Origin of the sequence: Pseudomonas tumuqii (genome assembly GCF_013184545.1) — a bacterium.
GTDB classification, from domain to species: Bacteria; Pseudomonadota; Gammaproteobacteria; order Pseudomonadales; family Pseudomonadaceae; genus Aquipseudomonas; species Aquipseudomonas tumuqii.
The window spans coordinates 174,014-191,759 of record NZ_JAAOJA010000011.1 but is presented as its reverse complement, the minus strand read 5'-3'; the positions used below and the strand labels follow the sequence as shown (position 1 = coordinate 191,759).

The window sequence follows — 17,746 nt, the reverse complement described above, 5'->3', positions numbered from 1 at the left end:
AGAGTGCGCCATAAGCGCTCCGGTGTGATCTGAAGGAGTAAACATGGCGGTCTACAACTACGACGTAGTGGTGTTGGGTTCGGGCCCGGCGGGTGAGGGCGCGGCAATGAACGCCGCCAAGGCGGGGCGCAAGGTGGCGGTGGTCGATAGCCGGCGCGAGGTTGGTGGCAACTGCACCCACCTGGGCACCATCCCGTCCAAGGCGTTGCGCCATTCGGTGCGGCAGATCATGCAGTTCAACACCAACCCGATGTTTCGTCAGATCGGCGAGCCGCGCTGGTTTTCCTTCCCCGATGTGCTGAAAAGCGCCGAGCGGGTGATCGCCAAGCAGGTGACCTCGCGCACCGGTTACTACGCGCGTAATCGCATTGATCTGTTCTTCGGCACGGGCAGCTTTGCCGATGAGCAGACCATCGAGGTGGTCTGCGCCAATGGTGTGGTGGAAAAGCTGGTGGCCAAGCAGATCGTCATCGCCACCGGCTCACGCCCCTATCGTCCGGCGGATGTCGACTTCCATCATCCGCGGGTCTACGACAGCGATACCATTCTCACCCTCAGTCATACGCCGCGCCGGTTGATCATCTATGGGGCCGGGGTCATCGGTTGCGAATATGCGTCGATCTTCAGCGGTCTCGGTGTGCTGGTCGACCTGATCGACAATCGTGACCAATTGCTGAGCTTCCTGGATTCGGAAATTTCCGATGCGCTCAGCTATCACCTGCGCAACAGCAACGTACTGATTCGCCACAATGAAGAGTACGAGAGCATTGAGGGTGTGGATAACGGGGTGGTTCTGCATCTCAAGTCGGGCAAGAAGATCAAGGCCGATGCCTTGCTCTGGTGTAACGGCCGTACCGGCAACACCGACCAGTTGGGCCTGGAAAACATCGGCATCAAGGTCAACAGCCGCGGGCAGATCGAGGTCGATCAGCATTACCGCACCGAAGTGTCGAATATCTTCGCTGCGGGCGACGTGATCGGTTGGCCGAGCCTGGCCAGCGCCGCCTACGACCAGGGCCGCTCGGCGGCCGGCAATATCGTCGAGAACGACAGCTGGCGTTTTGTCGACGATGTGCCGACCGGTATCTACACCATCCCGGAGATCAGCTCGATCGGCAAGAACGAGCGCGAGCTGACCCAGGCCAAGATCCCCTATGAGGTGGGCAAGGCGTTCTTCAAGAGCATGGCGCGGGCACAGATCGCCGCCGAACCGGTGGGCATGCTGAAGATCCTGTTTCACCGCGAGACGCTCGAAGTGCTCGGCGTACACTGCTTCGGCTACCAGGCCTCGGAGATTGTGCATATCGGCCAGGCGATCATGAACCAGAAGGGTGCAGCCAACAGCATCAAGTACTTCGTCAACACCACCTTCAACTACCCGACCATGGCCGAAGCCTATCGAGTGGCGGCGTTCGACGGTCTCAACCGGCTTTTTTGAACGGCTCCGACCGGTGGCCTGAGCCGGTCGGGGAAGATCCGTTCAGTGACTCCCTGGCGTGGCGCTGGCCGAACCGGGAGAGTTTCTGACCAGGCAGCAGCAATAATAAAAAACCGGCCTTGCGTGGCCGGTTTTTTATTGCCTGCTTGGTAGGCGGCAGTAGCCGAGACGCACGGTTGGGGCGGGCCGCACAGGTTGATCGACGCGGCGACGAAGACCGGCAGATCCATCCGGCGGCGGCAGGAGCGACATATTGGGTCTCGCGAAGCTCTGTCTAGGTATTTGGCGGCAGGGTCTGCACCGCGAGGCCGGGAAAGTCGGTGATCAGGCTGTCCACGCCGAAATCGGCGAGTCGGCGCATCAGTGCCGGTTCGTTGACCGTCCAGACCGAGACATGCAAACCGGCTTTCTGCGCTTTCAGCAGGCGTTCCGGGGTGCACAGGGTCCAGTTCAACGCCAGCAGGCTGCAGCCATAGTGCTGGGCCACTTTCAGCGGGTCGAGCCAGGCGTATTCGGCCACCAGACCGCGGGCAAGCTGCGGTGTCAGGTGCTTGAGGGCACTCAGCACTTCCCGTGAACACGAGGTGACCGTGACTCTATCGGTCAGCTCATAGCGCGCCGTCAGCTCGGCAATCGCCTCGACCATCTGTGTGGCGCGGGCTTTGGAGGCGCTCTTGACCTCCAGTTGCCAGTGCTCGAAGGCGCACTTCTCGAACAGCTCGGCCAGGCGTGGGATCGGGCAGGGGGTTTTCCAGCCGGGCCCTCCTTTGCGGGCGTCATAGCTGGCCAGTTCGGCGGCATCGTGTTCGACCACCTTGCCGCGATGGCCGGTGGTGCGTTTCAGGGTCGGGTCATGAATCACCATCAACTCGCCGTCGCGTGACTGATGCAGATCCAGTTCGCAGCGGCGCACACCATGTTCCAGGCACTGCTGGAAGCTGGTCAGGGTGTTTTCCGGTGCTTCGCCTTTGGCGCCGCGGTGGCCATAGATCAGGGTCACGGTTGCTCCTTCGCAGAATCGCTGGTGCGCGGTTGATGGTGGCGCACGCTGTTGATCACGTGGTCGTATTCGAAGTACACGCTGAACTCGCGGTAATCCCAGCGGCTAATCGGCGGGCTGCCGACCGCCGGGTGTTCTTCGTCGGCCAGGCCGAAGCGTTCCAGCACCGAGCGCTGCGATTCGCCGTGCTGCGGCAGTTGAGTGGTGGCTGCGCCTTGCTGGCCGAGGGGGATCTGCAGGGTGTCGGCGTTGGCGCCGAACGGCAGGCACAGGATCAACGCTAGGAAAAGGCGGGGCATGGGCTTCTCGTCACTAAGGCTGGGGTTGTTCACGGGCCTGGCGGCGCTCCAGGGCTTGGCGCTGGAGGATATGCCGGGCCAGTAACTGGCGCTGTGCGTCGGTCAAGGCTTCGAACTCGGTGCCGATCTCGAACTGCTGCTCGGTGAGCGCCTGGCAGTGAATCACCTTGGCCCGCAGCAGCAGGCCGAGTGCCTGCGGCATCAGCACTATCTTGATTGCCAGATGGCTGCCGATGGCCAGGTTCTGGCTGCTGGTGAAACTCACTCCTCCCTCGGAAAGGCACACCCGCCGCGGTGTGCCGATGTCGCGCAACAGGCTCTGGGCGACGGCCTGGCCGAGCAGGTCGATGCGCTTGTTGATCACCTTGAGGTAGTTGGCCAGGGTGCGGTCGCGCTCGCTGATATGGCGCAGCAGGTGCTGTGACTCGAAGTCCAGCAGGTGCAATTCACTGAGCAGATTGAACAGCGGCGAGCTGTCGTGAAGTTCATCGCTGGCCTGCGCCTCGGCGCCCGACAGCGGGGTGAATTCCAGTGCGATCGTATCGTCGATACGATAGTATTCGCGGCGGTCATCTTCATCTTGAATCGACATGGCGAACCCATGGCAGCAGTAGTGGTCTGAGTGTAAGGCCGCTTGCCAGGCCCCGCCACAAGGACGTTCCTCTTTCCCGCGAATCAGCCCCCGACATGTTCAGACCCCTGTTCGTATATATAGGTACGCGTTACACACGCGCCAAACGCCGCAATCACTTCGTGTCCTTTATTTCCCTGACCTCGATGATCGGGCTGGCACTCGGTGTGCTCGTGATGATTGTGGTCCTGTCGGTGATGAACGGCTTCGATCATGAGATGCGCACGCGTGTGCTCGGGATGGTGCCGCATGCCACCGTCGAGTCGGCGACGGCTATCGATGATTGGCGCAGCCTCGCCGACAAGGCGCTGGAGAACCCGCAGGTGTTGGCCGTTGCGCCATTCAGCCAGATGCAGGGCTTGCTCACGAATGAGGGCAAGGTGCAGAAGGTGTTGATCAACGCCATCGATCCGCTCGAGGAGGCGAAGGTTTCGATCATTGGTGATTTCTTTCAGCAGGGCCGCTTGCAAGACCTCGAACCCGGTGCCTTTGGCATTGTCATTGGTGACAAGGCCACCGCCAAGCTGGGCGTGAGCCTGGGCGACAAGATCACCTTCGTCGCGCCCGAGGTCACGGTAACGCCGGCGGGCATGTTTCCGCGGTTAAAACGTTTCACCCTGGTTGGCATCTTTCATGTTGGCGCCGGAGAGATCGATGGTCACGTGGCGATGACCCACGTCCAGGATCTGGCGCGCTTGCAGCGCCGCCAGGCGGATCAGGTGCAGGGCATCCGCCTGAAGGTCGCCGATCTGTTTCAGGCGCCGCGCACGGCCTGGGAGTTGGCCCAATCCCTGGGCGAGCGTGACTATTACGCCCGCGACTGGACCCGCACCCACGGCAACCTGTATCAGGCGATCCGCATGGAGAAGGCCATGATCGGCCTGCTGCTGCTGCTGATAGTCGCGGTCGCCGCGTTCAACATCATCTCGACGCTGGTCATGGTAGTGACGGACAAGAAGGGCGACATCGCCATCCTGCGCACCCTCGGTGCTACGCCCGGGCAAATCATGGCCATCTTCATGGTCCAGGGCACGGTGATCGGCGTAGTCGGCACCCTTATCGGGGCGTTGCTGGGGATCTTTGCGGCACTCAATGTCAGTGCCGGTATCGCGGCGCTGGAGCGTGCACTGGGCATGCGCTTTCTCAATGCAGATGTCTATTTCATCGACTACCTGCCATCGCAACTGATGCTCGCGGATGTACTGCTGGTCTGCGCCGCTGCGCTGGTTCTGAGTTTTCTCGCCACCCTTTATCCGGCCTGGCGCGCGGCGCGTACCCAGCCCGCGGAGGCACTGCGTTATGAGTGATCAGGTTATGCAAGAGAGTGCTGTGTTGAGTTGCCGCAACCTCGGCAAAAGCTACGAGGAAGGTCCGCAGTCGGTGGTGGTGCTGGAAGGCTTGCAGCTGGAGCTGCACCCCGGCGAGCGGGTGGCGATTGTCGGCAGTTCGGGCTCGGGCAAGAGCACCTTGCTGAATATGCTCGGTGGCCTGGATACGCCCAGCACGGGGAGCGTCTGGCTGGCGGGTGAGGAGCTGTCGGCGCTGAGTGAGAAGGAGCGTGGCCTGCTGCGCAACCGCTCGCTGGGTTTCGTCTATCAGTTCCATCACCTGCTGCCGGAGTTCACGGCGCTGGAGAACGTCTGCATGCCACTGCTGATCGGGCGCACGCCGATTGCCGAGGCGCGTCAGCGGGCGACCGCACTGCTCGAACGGGTCGGGCTTGGCCATCGCCTGGCGCACAAGCCGGCGGAGCTGTCCGGTGGCGAGCGCCAGCGCGTGGCGATTGCCCGTGCCCTGGTCAATCGACCGGGACTGGTGCTGCTCGACGAGCCTACCGGCAACCTCGATCATCACACCGCCCAGGGCATTCAGGACCTGATGAGGGAATTGAGCAGCGCGTCGCGCACCGCTTTCCTGGTGGTGACCCACGACCTGGCCCTGGCTCAGCAGATGGACCGTATCCTGCGCCTGGAAGACGGCAAGTTGGTGGCCGCCTGATGTTTCGCCCTCTGAGTCTGTACATCGGTACCCGCTACACCCGGGCCAAGCGGCGTAACCATTTCATTTCCTTTATTTCCCTGACCTCGATGATTGGCCTCGCCCTGGGCGTGCTGGCGATGATCGTGGTGCTGTCGGTGATGAATGGGTTTCAGAAGGAAATGAGCTCGCGGATCCTCGGCCTGGTGCCGCATGCGGCGATCGCCGGGGTCCAGCCGCTGGATGATTGGCAGGCGGTGGCCGCGGCTGCCAAGCGCAATCCGCAAGTGTTGGCCGCCGTGCCCTTTGCCGAGCTGGAAGGCATGTTGTCCTACCGCGGCGCGATGCAGCCGATTCAGTTGCAGGGCATCGATCCCGAGCTGGAGTCGCAGGTGTCGATCATTGCCGAGCACATGACCCAGGGCCGTCTGGGCGATCTGCAGGCCGGCGAGTTCGGTGTGGTGATTGGCGAAATTACCGCCCGGCGCTTTCAACTGAAGCTCGGCGACCGCTTGGCGCTGATCGTGCCCGAGGCCAGTTCGGTGCCCGGTGGTATCACGCCGCGGATGCAGGCGGTCAATGTGGTCGGGGTGTTCAAGGTCGGTGCCGAGCTGGACGGCTCGCTGGCCTTGCTGCATGTCGCCGATGCCGCGCAGATCCAGCGCTTGCAGCCGGGCCAGGTGCCCGGCGTGCGCTTGAAATTGCAAGATCTGTATCAGGCGCCGCAGGTGTCGGCCGCCATCGTCAGCGAGTTGGGCGAGGGCTATCGAGCCAGCGACTGGACGCTGACCCAGGGTAGCCTGTTCAGTGCCATGAAGATGGAAAAGACCATGATCGGCTTGCTGTTGCTGCTGATCGTGGCGGTGGCTGCGTTCAATATCATTGCCACCTTGATCATGGTGGTCGCCGACAAGGGGGGGGATATCGCCATCCTGCGTACCCTGGGCGCGACCCCCGGGCAGATCATGGGCATCTTCATGGTACAGGGCACGGTGATCGGGGTGGTCGGCACGCTGATCGGTGCCGTTCTGGGCATCGTGGCGGCGCTGAATATCAGCCAGTTGGTCGCTTGGATCGAGCGTCTCAGTGGTCAGCAGGTACTCAGCTCGGATGTCTACTTCATCAGCAATCTGCCGTCCGAATTGCTGCTCGCCGATGTGCTGTTGATCTGTGGCGCGGCCTTCGCCCTGAGCTTTCTCGCGACCCTCTATCCGTCCTGGCGTGCGGCGGGTATCCAGCCGGCAGAAGCCTTGCGCTACGAATGAGCTAGTCTCTCTGAAAGCAAAAAGCCGTTACTCGAGTAACGGCTTTTTGCTTTCAGAGGTGGTGGAAAAACGCTCAATTATCCGGCTTGTTGTGGCGGCGTTGTTCTTGGCGCTTGCGCCAGCTGCGCCGTACCCACCAGTGCCAGTAGGTATTGGTAGCCAGGTAGCCCAGTGCAGCGAACAGCACGCCGAGCACGAAAGAGCCTAGGTATAGAGGCTGCCAGTGGGTCTGCAACATATGGCCAACCCAGCTCAGGGTGATCTCGTCGGGCATGCGCAGGGTAGGGGTATTGGTCATCCAGGCGCCGAATTTGTAGCTGCAATAGAACACCGGAGGCATGGTGATCGGGTTGGTCAGCCAGACCAGTCCAACGGAAATGGGCAGGTTGGCGCGTGCGGGAATGGCGACCAGTGCGGCGGCGGCCATTTGCAGCGGCATGGGGATCATCGCCCAGAACAGGCCGATGGCCACAGCGCGTGCAACCGAGTGGCGGTTGAGGTGCCAGAGGTTAGGGTCGTGAATCAGGGCGCCGAGAAAGCGCAGGGACTTGTTGGCCTTGATGCGATCCGGGTGAGGCATATAGCGTTTGAAAAAACGACGCGGCATCGGGGCTCTCTGGCAGGCTAAAAGCGCCGATATTATGCACCGATTCAAGACGAGCCGCTTTCTCACTTTGTCACAGCAAATAAGTGAAAACCGGCTGTTGGGTTAGATCCACGGAACCGGATCTCAAGGAGTGAGTGGTTATGCGCACAGGGATGTCAGCGCTGGTAGCGGGTTTGCTCCTGCTACGATTATTGCCGGCTTTACCGCCGGTCTGGCTGTTATGGCTGCTGCCGATACTGGGGCTGATGTTGCTGCCATTTCGTAGCTATCCGCTGGCGTTTTTCCTGTTTGGCTTCAGCTGGGCCGGTATCTCGGCGCAGTCGGCCCTGGACGACAGGCTGGCACCGCAACTCGATGGCCGTACCTTGTGGTTGCAGGGGCAAGTGGTCGGCCTGCCCGATAGGGGCGCTGGGGTGGTCAGGTTTCAACTGCAGCAGGCCGAGTCACGGCGTAGCGAGTTGCCGCAGCGACTGCGTCTGGGCTGGTATGGCGGCCCCGAGCTGCGGGCCGGCGAGACCTGGCGCCTGGCGGTGCGTCTGAAACGGCCCCATGGTCTGGTCAATCCACAGTCATTCGATTACGAAGCCTGGCTGCTGGCGCAACGCATTGGCGCTGCCGGCACGGTCAAAAGTGGCCAGCTGCTGAGCGCCGCCAGCGGGCCTGGGAGTTGGCGTGATGGCTTGCGCCAGCGCTTGCTCGCAGTCGATGCCCATGGTCGCGAGGGAGCGTTGGCGGCGCTGGTGTTGGGTGATGGCTCTGGCTTGTCGGTGGCCGATTGGCGTGTGTTGCAAGACACCGGTACGGTGCACTTGCTGGTGATTTCCGGTCAGCATATCGGCCTGCTGGCCGGGTTGTTGTATGGCTTGATTGCCGGCTTGGCCCGTCTGGGTTGGTGGCCGCGCCAGTGGCCGTGGTTACCCTGGGCTTGTGGTCTGGCCTTCGCCGGCGCGCTCGGCTATGGCCTGCTGGCAGGCTTCGAGGTGCCGGTGCGGCGTGCCTGTGTGATGGTCGGCCTGGTGCTGCTGTGGCGTTGGCGCTTCCGCCATCTCGGGGTTTTCTTGCCGTTGTTGGTCGCCCTGGTTGTGGTCTTGCTGCTGGAGCCCCTGGCCAGCTTGCAGCCGGGCTTCTGGTTGTCCTTCGGCGCCGTGCTGTTGTTGGTTCTGATTTTCAGTGGCCGGCTGGGCGCCTGGCCGTGGTGGCAAACGCTGGGGCGGGCGCAGTGGGCGATGGCCGTCGGGTTGCTGCCGCTGTTGCTGGCCTTGGGTTTGCCGGTCAGTGCCAGTGGCCCGCTAGCCAATCTGCTTGCCGTGCCCTGGGTCGGTCTGGCGGTGGTGCCGTTGGCATTGTTGGGAACCCTGCTCTTGCCGCTGCCCTGGCTGGGCGAGGCACTGCTATGGCTCGCCGGTGGTTTGCTCAAGCTGCTGTTCATGCTGCTGGCGCAGATTGCCACCTGGCTGCCGGCCTGGTTGCCCGAGACATTACCGCTCTGGGCTTGGTTGCTGGTGGCGCTAGGTACTTTGCTGTTGCTGCTGCCGGCCGGTGTGCCATTGCGCAGCCTGGGCTGGATTCTCCTGCTGCCACTGTTCTATACCGAGGTACAGCGGCCGGCCGATGGCCAGGCTGAGGTGTGGATGCTGGACGTTGGCCAGGGCCTGGCGGTCTTGCTGCGCACCCGCGAGCACGCACTGCTGTATGACGCCGGGCCGCGCTTCGGCGATTTCGACATGGGCGAGCGTGTCGTGCTGCCGTCGCTGCGCGGATTGGGGGTGGCGCAGCTGGATATGTTACTGCTCAGCCATGCCGACAACGATCATTCTGGCGGTGCGCTGGCGATTCAGCGGGGCATGCCGGTCAGGCAGGTGGTGAGCGGCGAGGCCGCGGCACTCCCCGGAATGCTTCGGGCCGAGGCCTGCGAATCGGGGCGCAGCTGGCAGTGGGATGGGGTGCATTTCACTCTCTGGCGTTGGGCGCAGGCGACGGATGGCAACCAGGCCTCCTGCGTATTGCTGATCGAGGCGGCTGGTGAGCGCCTGCTACTGACGGGTGATATCGACAGCAGCGCCGAGCGTGCACTGCTCGACAGTGGCCTGGATGTTCGCGCGCACTGGTTGTTGGCGCCGCACCATGGCAGTCGCAGCTCTTCCTCACAGGCCTTGCTGGATGCAGTGGCGCCGCGCGCCGCGCTGATTTCCCGCGGCCAGCACAATGCATTCGGTCATCCGCATGCCAGTGTGGTGGCGCGCTACGAAGCGCTGCCCGCGCGGCTCTATGACACGGTCGAGTACGGAGCCGTGCATATTCGTCTGGGCGCCTTTGTCCAAGGGCAAGGGTTGCGCGAGCGCGCACGTTTTTGGCGAGAAAAATGAGAACAGCGGCGGTCGGCGACATGTCGCCCCTATGCTAGAGTGGCGCCACTTTTCCAAAGGGGATGTGCCACCGTGTGGGAACTGGTTAAAGCTGGCGGCTGGATAATGCTGCCGATCATGCTCTGCTCTATCGTTGCGGTCGGCATTATTGCCGAGCGTCTGTGGACGCTGCGGCCCAGCCGTATCACACCGCCACACCTACTCGGTCAGGTGTGGCGCTGGATCAAGGATAAAAAGCTGAACAACCAGAAGCTCAAGGAGTTGCGTGCCAACTCGCCCTTGGGACAGATTCTGGCTGCCGGCCTGGCCAACTCCAAGCATGGTCGCGAGATCATGAAAGAGTGCATCGAAGAGGCGGCCGCACGTGTTATTCACGATCTGGAGCGCTACCTCAATGCCCTGGGTACTATTGCCGGTATCGCGCCGCTGCTCGGGTTGCTCGGTACCGTGCTGGGCATGATCGAGATCTTCAGCTCCTTCATGGGTTCGGGCATGGCCAATGCGGCGCTGCTCGCCGCGGGTATTTCCAAGGCATTGATCACTACGGCGGCCGGTTTGATGGTGGCCATTCCAGCGTTGTTCTTTCACCGTTACCTGCAGCGCCGGGTCGATGAGCTGGTGGTCGGTATGGAACAGGAAGCGATCAAGCTGGTGGAAGTGGTGCAAGGTGATCGTGATGTCGATTTTGCTGAGGGCAAGGCGTGAAATTCCGGCGCAAACCGCGGGAGAACGTCGAGATCAACCTGGCTTCGCTGATCGACGTGGTGTTCATCCTGCTCTTGTTTTTTGTGGTCACCACCACCTTCACCCGTGAGACCCAGCTCAAGGTCGATCTGCCCGAGGCCGCCAGTGGCACGCCGCCGGAGCAGACCGAGCTCAAACAGTTGGAGGTACTGATCGCCGTCGACGGCAGTTATTCGCTGAATGGCAAGCAACTGCTGAAAAGTGATCTGGATGGCTTGATGGCGGCGCTGCAAAAGGAATCGGCGGGTGATAACAGCCTGCCGCTGACCATTAGTGCCGATGGCAAGACCCCCCATCAGGCGGTGATCACGGCCATGGACGCCGCCGGCAAGTTGGGCTTTGCCCACCTGCGCATCACCACGGTCGAGGCGCAGGCCACGCCTTGAGGAACGTGCGCCGATGAGTCTATCCGACCGGCTGCTCGCGGCCTGGTATGCCGGGCACCCGGCGCTGACCCTGCTGCGGCCATTCGAGGGTCTCTACCGTGCGGTGGTAAAGCGCAAGCGTGCACGCTTCCTCGCGGGGGAGGGCAAGATATACCGCGCTCCGGTGCCGGTCGTGGTGGTGGGCAATATCACCGTCGGCGGCACTGGCAAGACCCCACTGATCCTCTGGTTGATCGAACATTGCCGCCAGCGTGGCCTCAGGGTCGGCGTGGTCAGTCGTGGCTACGGCGCCAAACCGCCGCAATTGCCTTGGCGGGTGCAAGCCGATCAAAGCCCCGGCGTTGCCGGCGACGAGCCGCTGCTGATCGTCCAGCGCAGTGCTGTGCCCTTGATGATCGACCCCGATCGCGGGCGTGCGGTGGCTGCCTTGCTGGCAGCGGAGCCGCTGGATCTGATTCTCAGTGACGACGGCTTGCAGCACTATCGCCTGGCCCGTGATCTGGAACTGGTGCTGATCGATGCAGCGCGCGGCCTGGGCAATGCACGTTGTCTGCCCGCCGGGCCGTTGCGCGAGCCGGTCGAGCGCCTGTTGAGTGTCGATGCGCTGCTCTACAACGGTGCCAGCAGCGATCCGCAGGGTGGTTACGCCTTCGGCTTGCGTCCGCGCGCCCTGGTCAACCTGCGCAGTGGCGAGCAGTACCCGCTGACGCATTTCTCGCCGCAACAGCAGCTGCATGCCGTCGCCGGCATCGGTAACCCTCAGCGTTTCTTCGATACGCTCGAAACGCTACACTGGCGGCCGATTCCGCATGCTTTTGCCGACCATGCGCAGTTCAGCGCCGAGCTGCTGAAATTCAGCCCGGCGTTGCCTGTGGTCATGACGGAAAAGGATGCGGTTAAATGCCGGGCTTTTGCCGCCGATGACTGGTGGTACCTGGTGGTGGATGCCGAGCCCTCGGCGGCCTTCATTGCCTGGTTCGATGCGCAATTGACCGCTTTGCTGCCTCTCGCTCGCTAAGCCAGCGGCTATGGCGAGCGCCGTCCCATTCATTGCAGCCGCTCTACAGCAAGGATCTCCCATGGACCCGAAATTACTCGATATCTTGGCCTGCCCACTGTGCAAGGGCCCGCTCAAGCTCGCCGCCGACAAGTCCGAGCTGATCTGCAAGGCCGATGGCCTGGCCTTTCCGGTGCGTGACGGCATCCCGGTGATGCTGGAAAGCGAAGCCCGTACCCTCAACGTCGACGAGCGTCTGGACAAGTAAATGAACGACGCTTTTACCGTTGTGATCCCGGCGCGTTACGCCTCCAGCCGTCTGCCCGGCAAGCCGCTGCAGGACATTGCCGGCAAACCGATGATCCAGCATGTCTGGGAACAGGCGGGTAAAAGCAGCGCCCGGCAGGTGGTGGTGGCGACCGACGATGCGCGCATCGTCGAGGCCTGCCGCGGTTTCGGCGCCGAAGTGCTGTTGACCCGTATCGACCACAACTCCGGCACCGATCGCCTGGCCGAAGTGGCCGCCGTGCTGGGGCTGGCGCCCGATGCCATCGTGGTCAACGTGCAGGGCGACGAACCGCTGATTCCACCGGCGATCATCGATCAGGTGGCGGCCAACTTGGCGGCCAACCCGCAGGCGGCGATCGCCACCCTGGCCGAACCGATCGACGATGTGGCTGCGCTGTTCAATCCCAACGTGGTCAAGGTCGCGAGCGATCGCCATGGCCTGGCGCTGACCTTCAGCCGTGCCCCGTTACCCTGGGCGCGCGATGCTTTTGCCGTAAGTCGCGAGCAGTTGCCGGCCAACGTGCCCTACCGTCGGCATATCGGCATCTATGCCTACCGCGCGCAGTTCCTCCACGATTTCGTCGCCTGGGGGCCTTGCTGGCTGGAAGACACCGAGTGCCTGGAGCAGCTGCGCGCGCTCTGGCATGGGGTGCGCATCCATGTCGCCGATGCCCTGCAGGCCCCGCCGGCTGGGGTCGATACCCGGGAAGATCTAGAGCGCGTGCGCCGACTGTTGGGGGCTTGATGAGGATCCTGTTTGTCTGCCTGGGCAATATCTGCCGCTCGCCTACTGCCGAGGCGGTGCTGCGGCACAAGTTGCGTGAACTGGGGCTGGAGGAGGGCGTCGTGGTCGATTCCGCCGGCACCGGCGATTGGCATGTGGGCAAGCCGCCGGACAGCCGCACTCGGCAAGCGGCGCAGTTGCGCGGTTATGATCTTTCCGCCCTGCGCGGGCGTCAGGTCTGCGCCAGTGATTTCAGGCGTTTCGATCTGATTCTGGCCATGGATAACAGCAATCTGGAACACCTGCGGCGCATGCGTCCAGGCGACGCCATGGCCGAGCTGGATCTGTTCCTGCGCCGCTATGACCTGGCGCTGGATGAGGTGCCGGACCCTTATTACGGTGGCGAGGAAGGTTTCGAGCAGGTGTTGGATCTGCTCGAGCAGGCCTGCGATGGCTTGCTCCGCGAGCTGCGGGGGCGACTATGAGTCTCAATGTTCTGCCGCTGGTTTCGCTCAAGGCCTATAACAGCTTCGCCGTGGATGTTGCGGCGCGCTGGTTTGCCGAGGCGCATGACGACGATCAGGTGCGTGAGGCGTTGGCTTATGCACAACAGCAGCTGTTGCCCGTGCTGTTGCTCGGCGGTGGCAGCAATATGCTGCTGACCGCCGACGTCGAGGCGCTGGTGCTGCGCATGGCCAGCCGCGGCATTCGCGTGTTGCAGGATGACGGCGAGCGGGTGCTGGTCGAGGCTGAGGCCGGCGAGCCGTGGCACCCCTTCGTGCAGTGGACGCTGCAGCAGGGTTTGGTTGGCCTGGAAAACCTCAGCCTGATCCCGGGTACGGTCGGCGCCGCACCGATGCAGAATATTGGTGCCTATGGTGTCGAGCTGAAAGACCTGTTCGCCGGCTTGACCGCCCTGGATCGCCGCAGCGGCGAGCTGCGCGAATTTTCCCTGGCCGACTGTGGCTTCGCCTATCGCGACAGCCTGTTCAAGCAGGAAGCAGGACGCTGGGTGATCCTGCGCGTACGCTTCGCCTTGAGCCGTACGGCCGCGTTGCATCTCGACTACGGTCCACTGCGTCAGCGCCTGGTGGAGCAGGGGGTGACGGCGCCGACGGCTGTCGATGTCAGCCAGGCGATCTGTGCGATTCGCAGCGAGAAATTGCCGGATCCGGCGGTGCTGGGTAACGCCGGCAGTTTTTTCAAGAACCCTATGGTTGCAGTTGAGCTGGCGCAGCGCTTGAGCGCCGAACATGCCGATCTGGTGGCGTATCCGCAGGCCGATGGACGGGTCAAGCTGGCCGCTGGCTGGCTGATCGAGCGCGCTGGCTGGAAAGGCTTTCGTGAGGGCGATGCCGGGGTGCATCGATTGCAGGCTCTGGTGCTGGTCAATTATGGTCAGGCCACCGGGCAGCAGTTGTTGGCGTTGGCGCGGCGTATCCAGGCGGATATTTTCCGGCGCTTTGCCGTAGATCTGGAAATCGAGCCTAACGTGCTTTAAGCCGTATTCGGCGCCAAGAGATGGCTATGCCTGCGAGCCATGATCCCGTTGGGTTTGGTCGTGTAGCGTGGGCAGAAGCATAAAAAAGGGGATGCCGAAGCATCCCCTTTTTATTGCGCTGAATAGTCTCAGGCGTGCGGTTTGTCCGCATGCTCATTCTGATTCTTTTCAGTTTCAGTTTCGGCATCCATTACGCTGACCAGCGTGCGCTCCGGCTCGCTGGTCTCAGCCGCTGGTGCTTCGTGGGTTGCTTCAGTGGCTTCGTCGCTGGCTGCAGCTTCAGCCGCCGGTTCGGCTGGGCTGGTTGCTTCTACCGCGCCGGCTGGCTGAGCGGCTGCGGTCTCGGCAGCTTCGCGCGCCAGGCGCTCGGCTTCGCGTTGACGGCGGCGCACTTCGCGGGGATCGTTCGGCGCGCGACCTGTAGCGCTCGGTACGATGCTTGCGATCTCTGCGGGTGCTTCGCTGACGGTTTCGGTCACTGTGATTGCTGCTGCAGCCGGCTCGCTGGCAACGATGTCGACCGCCACTTCGGCGGGCTCTTCGCTTGGCGCGGGAGTGACGGCTTCTGTGCTGATCTCAGGGATTGCTTCGATGACCGGTGGCGCACTGACTTCGGCAGTCTCTACCGTTGCTTCTTCAGCCGCTTCAGTAGTGCGTGCTTCGCTGGGTTGCTCGGCCACTGGCAGCTCTGGCTCTGCAGTCTCCTGCGCCGAAGTTGCCTCAGCCACTTGCTCGGTCGCGACGGGCTCGGCGCTGACCAGTTCTGCGCTTGTTTCAGCGGCAACGGTTGCGGCTACGACCAGTGGCATCGTGGCTTCAGCCTGGGGTTCGCTACTTTCTTCAGTGCCTTCGATCACATTGCCGCTGGCGTCGCTTTGACGCTCGCGGCGATTGCTGCGACGACGCTGGCCACGCGAGCGGCGGCGCGGACGTTCACCTTCTACGCCTTCCGGTTCATCGTCTGGCTGAGCGTCTTCGTTGCTCAGTACTTCATCGTCGATAACGGCAGCTGTTTCAGGGCGTGGTTGGCGCTCTTCACGTGGTGCGCGCGGTTGGCGCGGTTCACGCTGAGGGCGCTCGGCACGCACTTCTGCAGTGCTGCTCTCGCTGCTGCTGTCAGCGCTTTGCGCTGCGTCCAGTGGCTCGCGCAGTTCGCGGGCTGGACGCTCTTCGCGTGGCTTGCGCTCGCGGCGATTCTCCTGGCCTTCGCGCGGTGGGCGCGATTGACGGACTTCCTGCGGCTCGCGAACTTCAACGGCTTCACGTGGTTGGCGTTCTTCGCGCGGTTGCGCTTCTTCACGCGCTACGCGCGGCTGACGCTCTTCGCGAGGTGCCCGTTCTTCACGCGGAGCGCGCTCTTCACGTGGCTTGCGCTCTTCGTCGCGGCGACCGCCACGGCTGCGGTTCTGCTGGCGGCCATTACGACGCTCATCGCTACGCTGCGGGCGTTCGCTGGCTTTCTTCTCGATTACCGCAGGTTTTGCTTCCTCTTCCTTGCCGGCAAACAGGCTGACCAGCGATTTTACCAGGCCCTTGAACAGGCTCGGTTGGCTGGCGGGGGCTACTACTGGGGCACTGACCTCGGCCGCGGGTGTCGGTGCGGTACGCTGTGGCGCGGTCTTGATCGCCGCTTCCTGGCGAACCAGGGTGCGGGTGGCGGCGGCCGGTTGCACTTCTTCCACTTCGGTGGCAGCCATTTCATAGCTGGACTGGGTGGATTGTGCTTCCGGGCTGTCGTCACGAATGCGCTGCACTTCGAAGTGCGGCGTTTCCAGGTGGTCGTTCGGCAGGATGACGATGCGTGCACGGCTGCGCAGTTCGATCTTGGTGATCGAGTTGCGTTTCTCGTTGAGCAGGAAGGCCGCAACCGGGATCGGCACCTGGGCGCGGACCTCGGCGGTGCGATCCTTCAGGGCTTCTTCTTCGATCAGACGGAGGATCGCCAGGGACAGCGATTCGACATCACGGATGATGCCTTGGCCGTTGCAGCGCGGGCAGACGATGCCGCTGCTTTCGCCAAGCGACGGGCGCAGGCGTTGACGGGACATTTCCAGCAGGCCGAAGCGCGAGATGCGGCCAACCTGGACGCGGGCGCGGTCGGCTTCCAGGCTTTCGCGGACCTTTTCTTCCACGGCGCGCTGGTTCTTGGCTGGCGTCATGTCGATGAAGTCGATCACGATCAGGCCGCCGATGTCGCGCAAACGCAGCTGACGGGCGATTTCTTCGGCTGCTTCCAGGTTGGTTTGCAGCGCGGTTTCTTCGATGTCGCTGCCTTTGGTCGCACGCGCCGAGTTGATGTCGATGGACACCAGGGCTTCGGTCGGGTCGATCACGATGGCGCCGCCGGACGGCAACTTCACTTCGCGCTGGAAGGCGGTTTCGATCTGGCTTTCGATCTGGAAGCGGTTGAACAGCGGCACGCTGTCTTCATACAGCTTGATCTTGCTGGCGTACTGCGGCATCACCTGGTTGATGAAGCTGAGCGCTTCCTGTTGCGCTTCGACGCTGTCGACCAGCACTTCGCCGATGTCCTGGCGCAGGTAGTCGCGGATGGCGCGGATGATCACGTTGCTTTCCTGGTAAATCAGGAAGGGGGCGGCGCGATCGAGTGAGGCTTCCTTGATGGCGTTCCACAGTTGCAGCAGGTAGTCGAGGTCCCACTGCATTTCTTCGCTGGAACGGCCGAGACCGGCGGTGCGTACGATCAGGCCCATGTCGCTCGGGGCGACCAGGCCATTGAGGGCTTCGCGCAGTTCGTTGCGCTCTTCGCCTTCGATGCGGCGCGAGATGCCGCCGGCACGCGGGTTGTTCGGCATCAGTACCAGGTAACGACCGGCCAGGCTGATGAAGGTGGTCAGGGCTGCGCCCTTGTTGCCACGTTCCTCTTTTTCGACCTGAACGATGACTTCCTGACCTTCCTTGAGCACGTCTTTGATGTTGACGCGACCCTCGGTAGCCTTGCTGAAGTATTCGCGGGAGATTTCTTTGAGGGGGAGAAAGCCGTGGCGCTCCGAGCCGAAGTCGACAAAAGCGGCCTCGAGGCTGGGTTCGACGCGAGTGATGCGGCCTTTATAGATGTTGGCCTTCTTCTGCTCGCGGGCGCCCGATTCTATGTCCAGGTCATACAAGCGTTGGCCATCGACCAGAGCAACACGCAACTCTTCGGGTTGAGTTGCGTTAATCAGCATTCTTTTCATGTTGTACCGTCGGTTTCCGGTGCTGGCGGAAGCGGCGTTCGGCACACACGACTCTCAGGGTCGGTGTCAGGCGCGTCAGAAACGGTCGTAAATCGTTTCATTGTCAAACGACAGTCAGCCAGTTGGGCTGGGTCGTGACGGACATCTCCTGCTCGCTGTTGTGACAGAAAGCACTAGTCAGGAGGAGGAATCAACTGTCGGTAGCGGACGAGATGAAGCGTCTTCGATAAAGCTAATTGCTACGCAGACCGACGGTTGTACGTCTCCACCCTACACGTATCACTGAAAATCGGGTGCCGCTCGCATAAAATCCGCAGCGGGTTGGC

At 62.5% G+C, this 17,746-nt stretch carries 17 protein-coding genes; 12 read left to right on the top strand and 5 right to left on the bottom strand.

Annotated elements, in window-relative coordinates:
* The first annotated feature begins 43 nt into the window (after window positions 1-43).
* Window positions 44-1,438, top strand: a complete 1,395-nt coding sequence (sthA, locus tag G9C89_RS19465; RefSeq protein WP_090497347.1) for a Si-specific NAD(P)(+) transhydrogenase — start codon at window positions 44-46, stop codon at window positions 1,436-1,438.
* 274 nt (window positions 1,439-1,712) lie between these two features.
* Here sthA and G9C89_RS19460 read toward each other — a convergent pair whose 3' ends face one another.
* Genes G9C89_RS19460 through G9C89_RS19450 form a run of 3 tightly spaced genes read right to left on the bottom strand, consistent with a single transcriptional unit; the run spans window position 1,713 to window position 3,329 of the window.
* A complete protein-coding gene (locus tag G9C89_RS19460; protein WP_172151181.1) occupies window positions 1,713-2,438 on the bottom strand; it encodes a glycerophosphodiester phosphodiesterase in 726 nt (241 codons plus the stop codon).
* On the bottom strand, window positions 2,435-2,737 hold the full coding sequence (locus G9C89_RS19455) for a phosphodiesterase (RefSeq protein ID WP_172151179.1): 303 nt from the start codon (window positions 2,735-2,737) through the stop codon (window positions 2,435-2,437). Before G9C89_RS19455 ends, G9C89_RS19460 begins: the two co-directional genes overlap by 4 nt.
* 13 nt (window positions 2,738-2,750) lie before the next feature.
* The gene (locus G9C89_RS19450; RefSeq protein WP_172151177.1) at window positions 2,751-3,329 is read right to left on the bottom strand and encodes a PilZ domain-containing protein; all 579 of its coding nucleotides are present in this window, start codon (window positions 3,327-3,329) and stop codon (window positions 2,751-2,753) included.
* Between the two features lie 95 nt (window positions 3,330-3,424).
* Here G9C89_RS19450 and G9C89_RS19445 point away from each other — a divergent pair, with 95 nt between their 5' ends.
* From G9C89_RS19445 to G9C89_RS19435, 3 genes are read left to right on the top strand one after another with little or no spacing between them, the layout of a single operon-like run.
* Entirely contained in the window at window positions 3,425-4,675 is a 1,251-nt protein-coding gene (locus tag G9C89_RS19445; protein ID WP_172151175.1) for a lipoprotein-releasing ABC transporter permease subunit, read from the top strand.
* Between the two features lie 7 nt (window positions 4,676-4,682).
* Complete coding sequence (gene lolD / locus G9C89_RS19440) at window positions 4,683-5,366, top strand: lipoprotein-releasing ABC transporter ATP-binding protein LolD (protein WP_172151222.1); 684 nt, start codon at window positions 4,683-4,685, stop codon at window positions 5,364-5,366.
* A complete protein-coding gene (locus G9C89_RS19435; protein ID WP_172151173.1) occupies window positions 5,366-6,610 on the top strand; it encodes a lipoprotein-releasing ABC transporter permease subunit in 1,245 nt (414 codons plus the stop codon). Before lolD ends, G9C89_RS19435 begins: the two co-directional genes overlap by 1 nt.
* 73 nt (window positions 6,611-6,683) lie before the next feature.
* Here G9C89_RS19435 and G9C89_RS19430 read toward each other — a convergent pair whose 3' ends face one another.
* A complete protein-coding gene (locus G9C89_RS19430; protein ID WP_172151171.1) occupies window positions 6,684-7,217 on the bottom strand; it encodes a DUF2062 domain-containing protein in 534 nt (177 codons plus the stop codon).
* A gap of 140 nt (window positions 7,218-7,357) precedes the next feature.
* Here G9C89_RS19430 and G9C89_RS19425 point away from each other — a divergent pair, with 140 nt between their 5' ends.
* The 8 genes from G9C89_RS19425 (at window position 7,358) to murB (ending at window position 14,223) form a co-directional block, all read left to right on the top strand.
* The gene (locus tag G9C89_RS19425) at window positions 7,358-9,583 is read left to right on the top strand and encodes a DNA internalization-related competence protein ComEC/Rec2 (protein ID WP_256674329.1); all 2,226 of its coding nucleotides are present in this window, start codon (window positions 7,358-7,360) and stop codon (window positions 9,581-9,583) included.
* A gap of 72 nt (window positions 9,584-9,655) precedes the next feature.
* Window positions 9,656-10,288, top strand: coding sequence for a MotA/TolQ/ExbB proton channel family protein (locus G9C89_RS19420; protein WP_172151169.1), 633 nt, complete (start codon window positions 9,656-9,658; stop codon window positions 10,286-10,288).
* On the top strand, window positions 10,285-10,713 hold the full coding sequence (locus tag G9C89_RS19415; protein ID WP_172151167.1) for an ExbD/TolR family protein: 429 nt from the start codon (window positions 10,285-10,287) through the stop codon (window positions 10,711-10,713). Before G9C89_RS19420 ends, G9C89_RS19415 begins: the two co-directional genes overlap by 4 nt.
* A 13-nt stretch (window positions 10,714-10,726) precedes the next feature.
* Entirely contained in the window at window positions 10,727-11,731 is a 1,005-nt protein-coding gene (gene lpxK / locus G9C89_RS19410; protein WP_172151165.1) for a tetraacyldisaccharide 4'-kinase, read from the top strand.
* 61 nt (window positions 11,732-11,792) lie between these two features.
* The gene (locus G9C89_RS19405; protein ID WP_079201660.1) at window positions 11,793-11,978 is read left to right on the top strand and encodes a Trm112 family protein; all 186 of its coding nucleotides are present in this window, start codon (window positions 11,793-11,795) and stop codon (window positions 11,976-11,978) included.
* Complete coding sequence (gene kdsB, locus G9C89_RS19400) at window positions 11,979-12,743, top strand: 3-deoxy-manno-octulosonate cytidylyltransferase (RefSeq protein WP_172151163.1); 765 nt, start codon at window positions 11,979-11,981, stop codon at window positions 12,741-12,743.
* Complete coding sequence (locus tag G9C89_RS19395) at window positions 12,743-13,207, top strand: low molecular weight protein-tyrosine-phosphatase (RefSeq protein ID WP_172151161.1); 465 nt, start codon at window positions 12,743-12,745, stop codon at window positions 13,205-13,207. The genes kdsB and G9C89_RS19395 overlap by 1 nt, the downstream gene beginning before the upstream one ends.
* The gene (murB, locus tag G9C89_RS19390; protein WP_172151159.1) at window positions 13,204-14,223 is read left to right on the top strand and encodes a UDP-N-acetylmuramate dehydrogenase; all 1,020 of its coding nucleotides are present in this window, start codon (window positions 13,204-13,206) and stop codon (window positions 14,221-14,223) included. The genes G9C89_RS19395 and murB overlap by 4 nt, the downstream gene beginning before the upstream one ends.
* Before the next feature lie 128 nt (window positions 14,224-14,351).
* Here the strand turns inward: murB and rne are convergent, their stop codons facing one another.
* Window positions 14,352-17,420 carry a ribonuclease E gene (gene rne, locus G9C89_RS19385; protein ID WP_172151157.1) on the bottom strand — a complete coding sequence of 1,023 codons (3,069 nt, stop codon included), beginning with the start codon at window positions 17,418-17,420 and terminating at the stop codon, window positions 14,352-14,354.
* Between the last annotated feature and the right edge of the window lie 326 nt (window positions 17,421-17,746).

What these genes read in the sequence shown, in the direction of transcription:
- sthA (WP_090497347.1), top strand. Translation starts at nt 44, where the DNA reads ATGGCGGTCTACAACTACGACGTAGTGGTGTTGGGTTCGGGCCCGGCG.
- G9C89_RS19455 (WP_172151179.1), bottom strand. Translation starts at nt 2,737, where the DNA reads ATGCCCCGCCTTTTCCTAGCGTTGATCCTGTGCCTGCCGTTCGGCGCC.
- G9C89_RS19450 (WP_172151177.1), bottom strand. Translation starts at nt 3,329, where the DNA reads ATGTCGATTCAAGATGAAGATGACCGCCGCGAATACTATCGTATCGAC.
- G9C89_RS19445 (WP_172151175.1), top strand. Translation starts at nt 3,425, where the DNA reads ATGTTCAGACCCCTGTTCGTATATATAGGTACGCGTTACACACGCGCC.
- lolD (WP_172151222.1), top strand. Translation starts at nt 4,683, where the DNA reads ATGCAAGAGAGTGCTGTGTTGAGTTGCCGCAACCTCGGCAAAAGCTAC.
- G9C89_RS19435 (WP_172151173.1), top strand. Translation starts at nt 5,366, where the DNA reads ATGTTTCGCCCTCTGAGTCTGTACATCGGTACCCGCTACACCCGGGCC.
- G9C89_RS19430 (WP_172151171.1), bottom strand. Translation starts at nt 7,217, where the DNA reads ATGCCGCGTCGTTTTTTCAAACGCTATATGCCTCACCCGGATCGCATC.
- G9C89_RS19425 (WP_256674329.1), top strand. Translation starts at nt 7,358, where the DNA reads ATGCGCACAGGGATGTCAGCGCTGGTAGCGGGTTTGCTCCTGCTACGA.
- lpxK (WP_172151165.1), top strand. Translation starts at nt 10,727, where the DNA reads ATGAGTCTATCCGACCGGCTGCTCGCGGCCTGGTATGCCGGGCACCCG.
- G9C89_RS19405 (WP_079201660.1), top strand. Translation starts at nt 11,793, where the DNA reads ATGGACCCGAAATTACTCGATATCTTGGCCTGCCCACTGTGCAAGGGC.
- kdsB (WP_172151163.1), top strand. Translation starts at nt 11,979, where the DNA reads ATGAACGACGCTTTTACCGTTGTGATCCCGGCGCGTTACGCCTCCAGC.
- G9C89_RS19395 (WP_172151161.1), top strand. Translation starts at nt 12,743, where the DNA reads ATGAGGATCCTGTTTGTCTGCCTGGGCAATATCTGCCGCTCGCCTACT.
- murB (WP_172151159.1), top strand. Translation starts at nt 13,204, where the DNA reads ATGAGTCTCAATGTTCTGCCGCTGGTTTCGCTCAAGGCCTATAACAGC.
- rne (WP_172151157.1), bottom strand. Translation starts at nt 17,420, where the DNA reads ATGAAAAGAATGCTGATTAACGCAACTCAACCCGAAGAGTTGCGTGTT.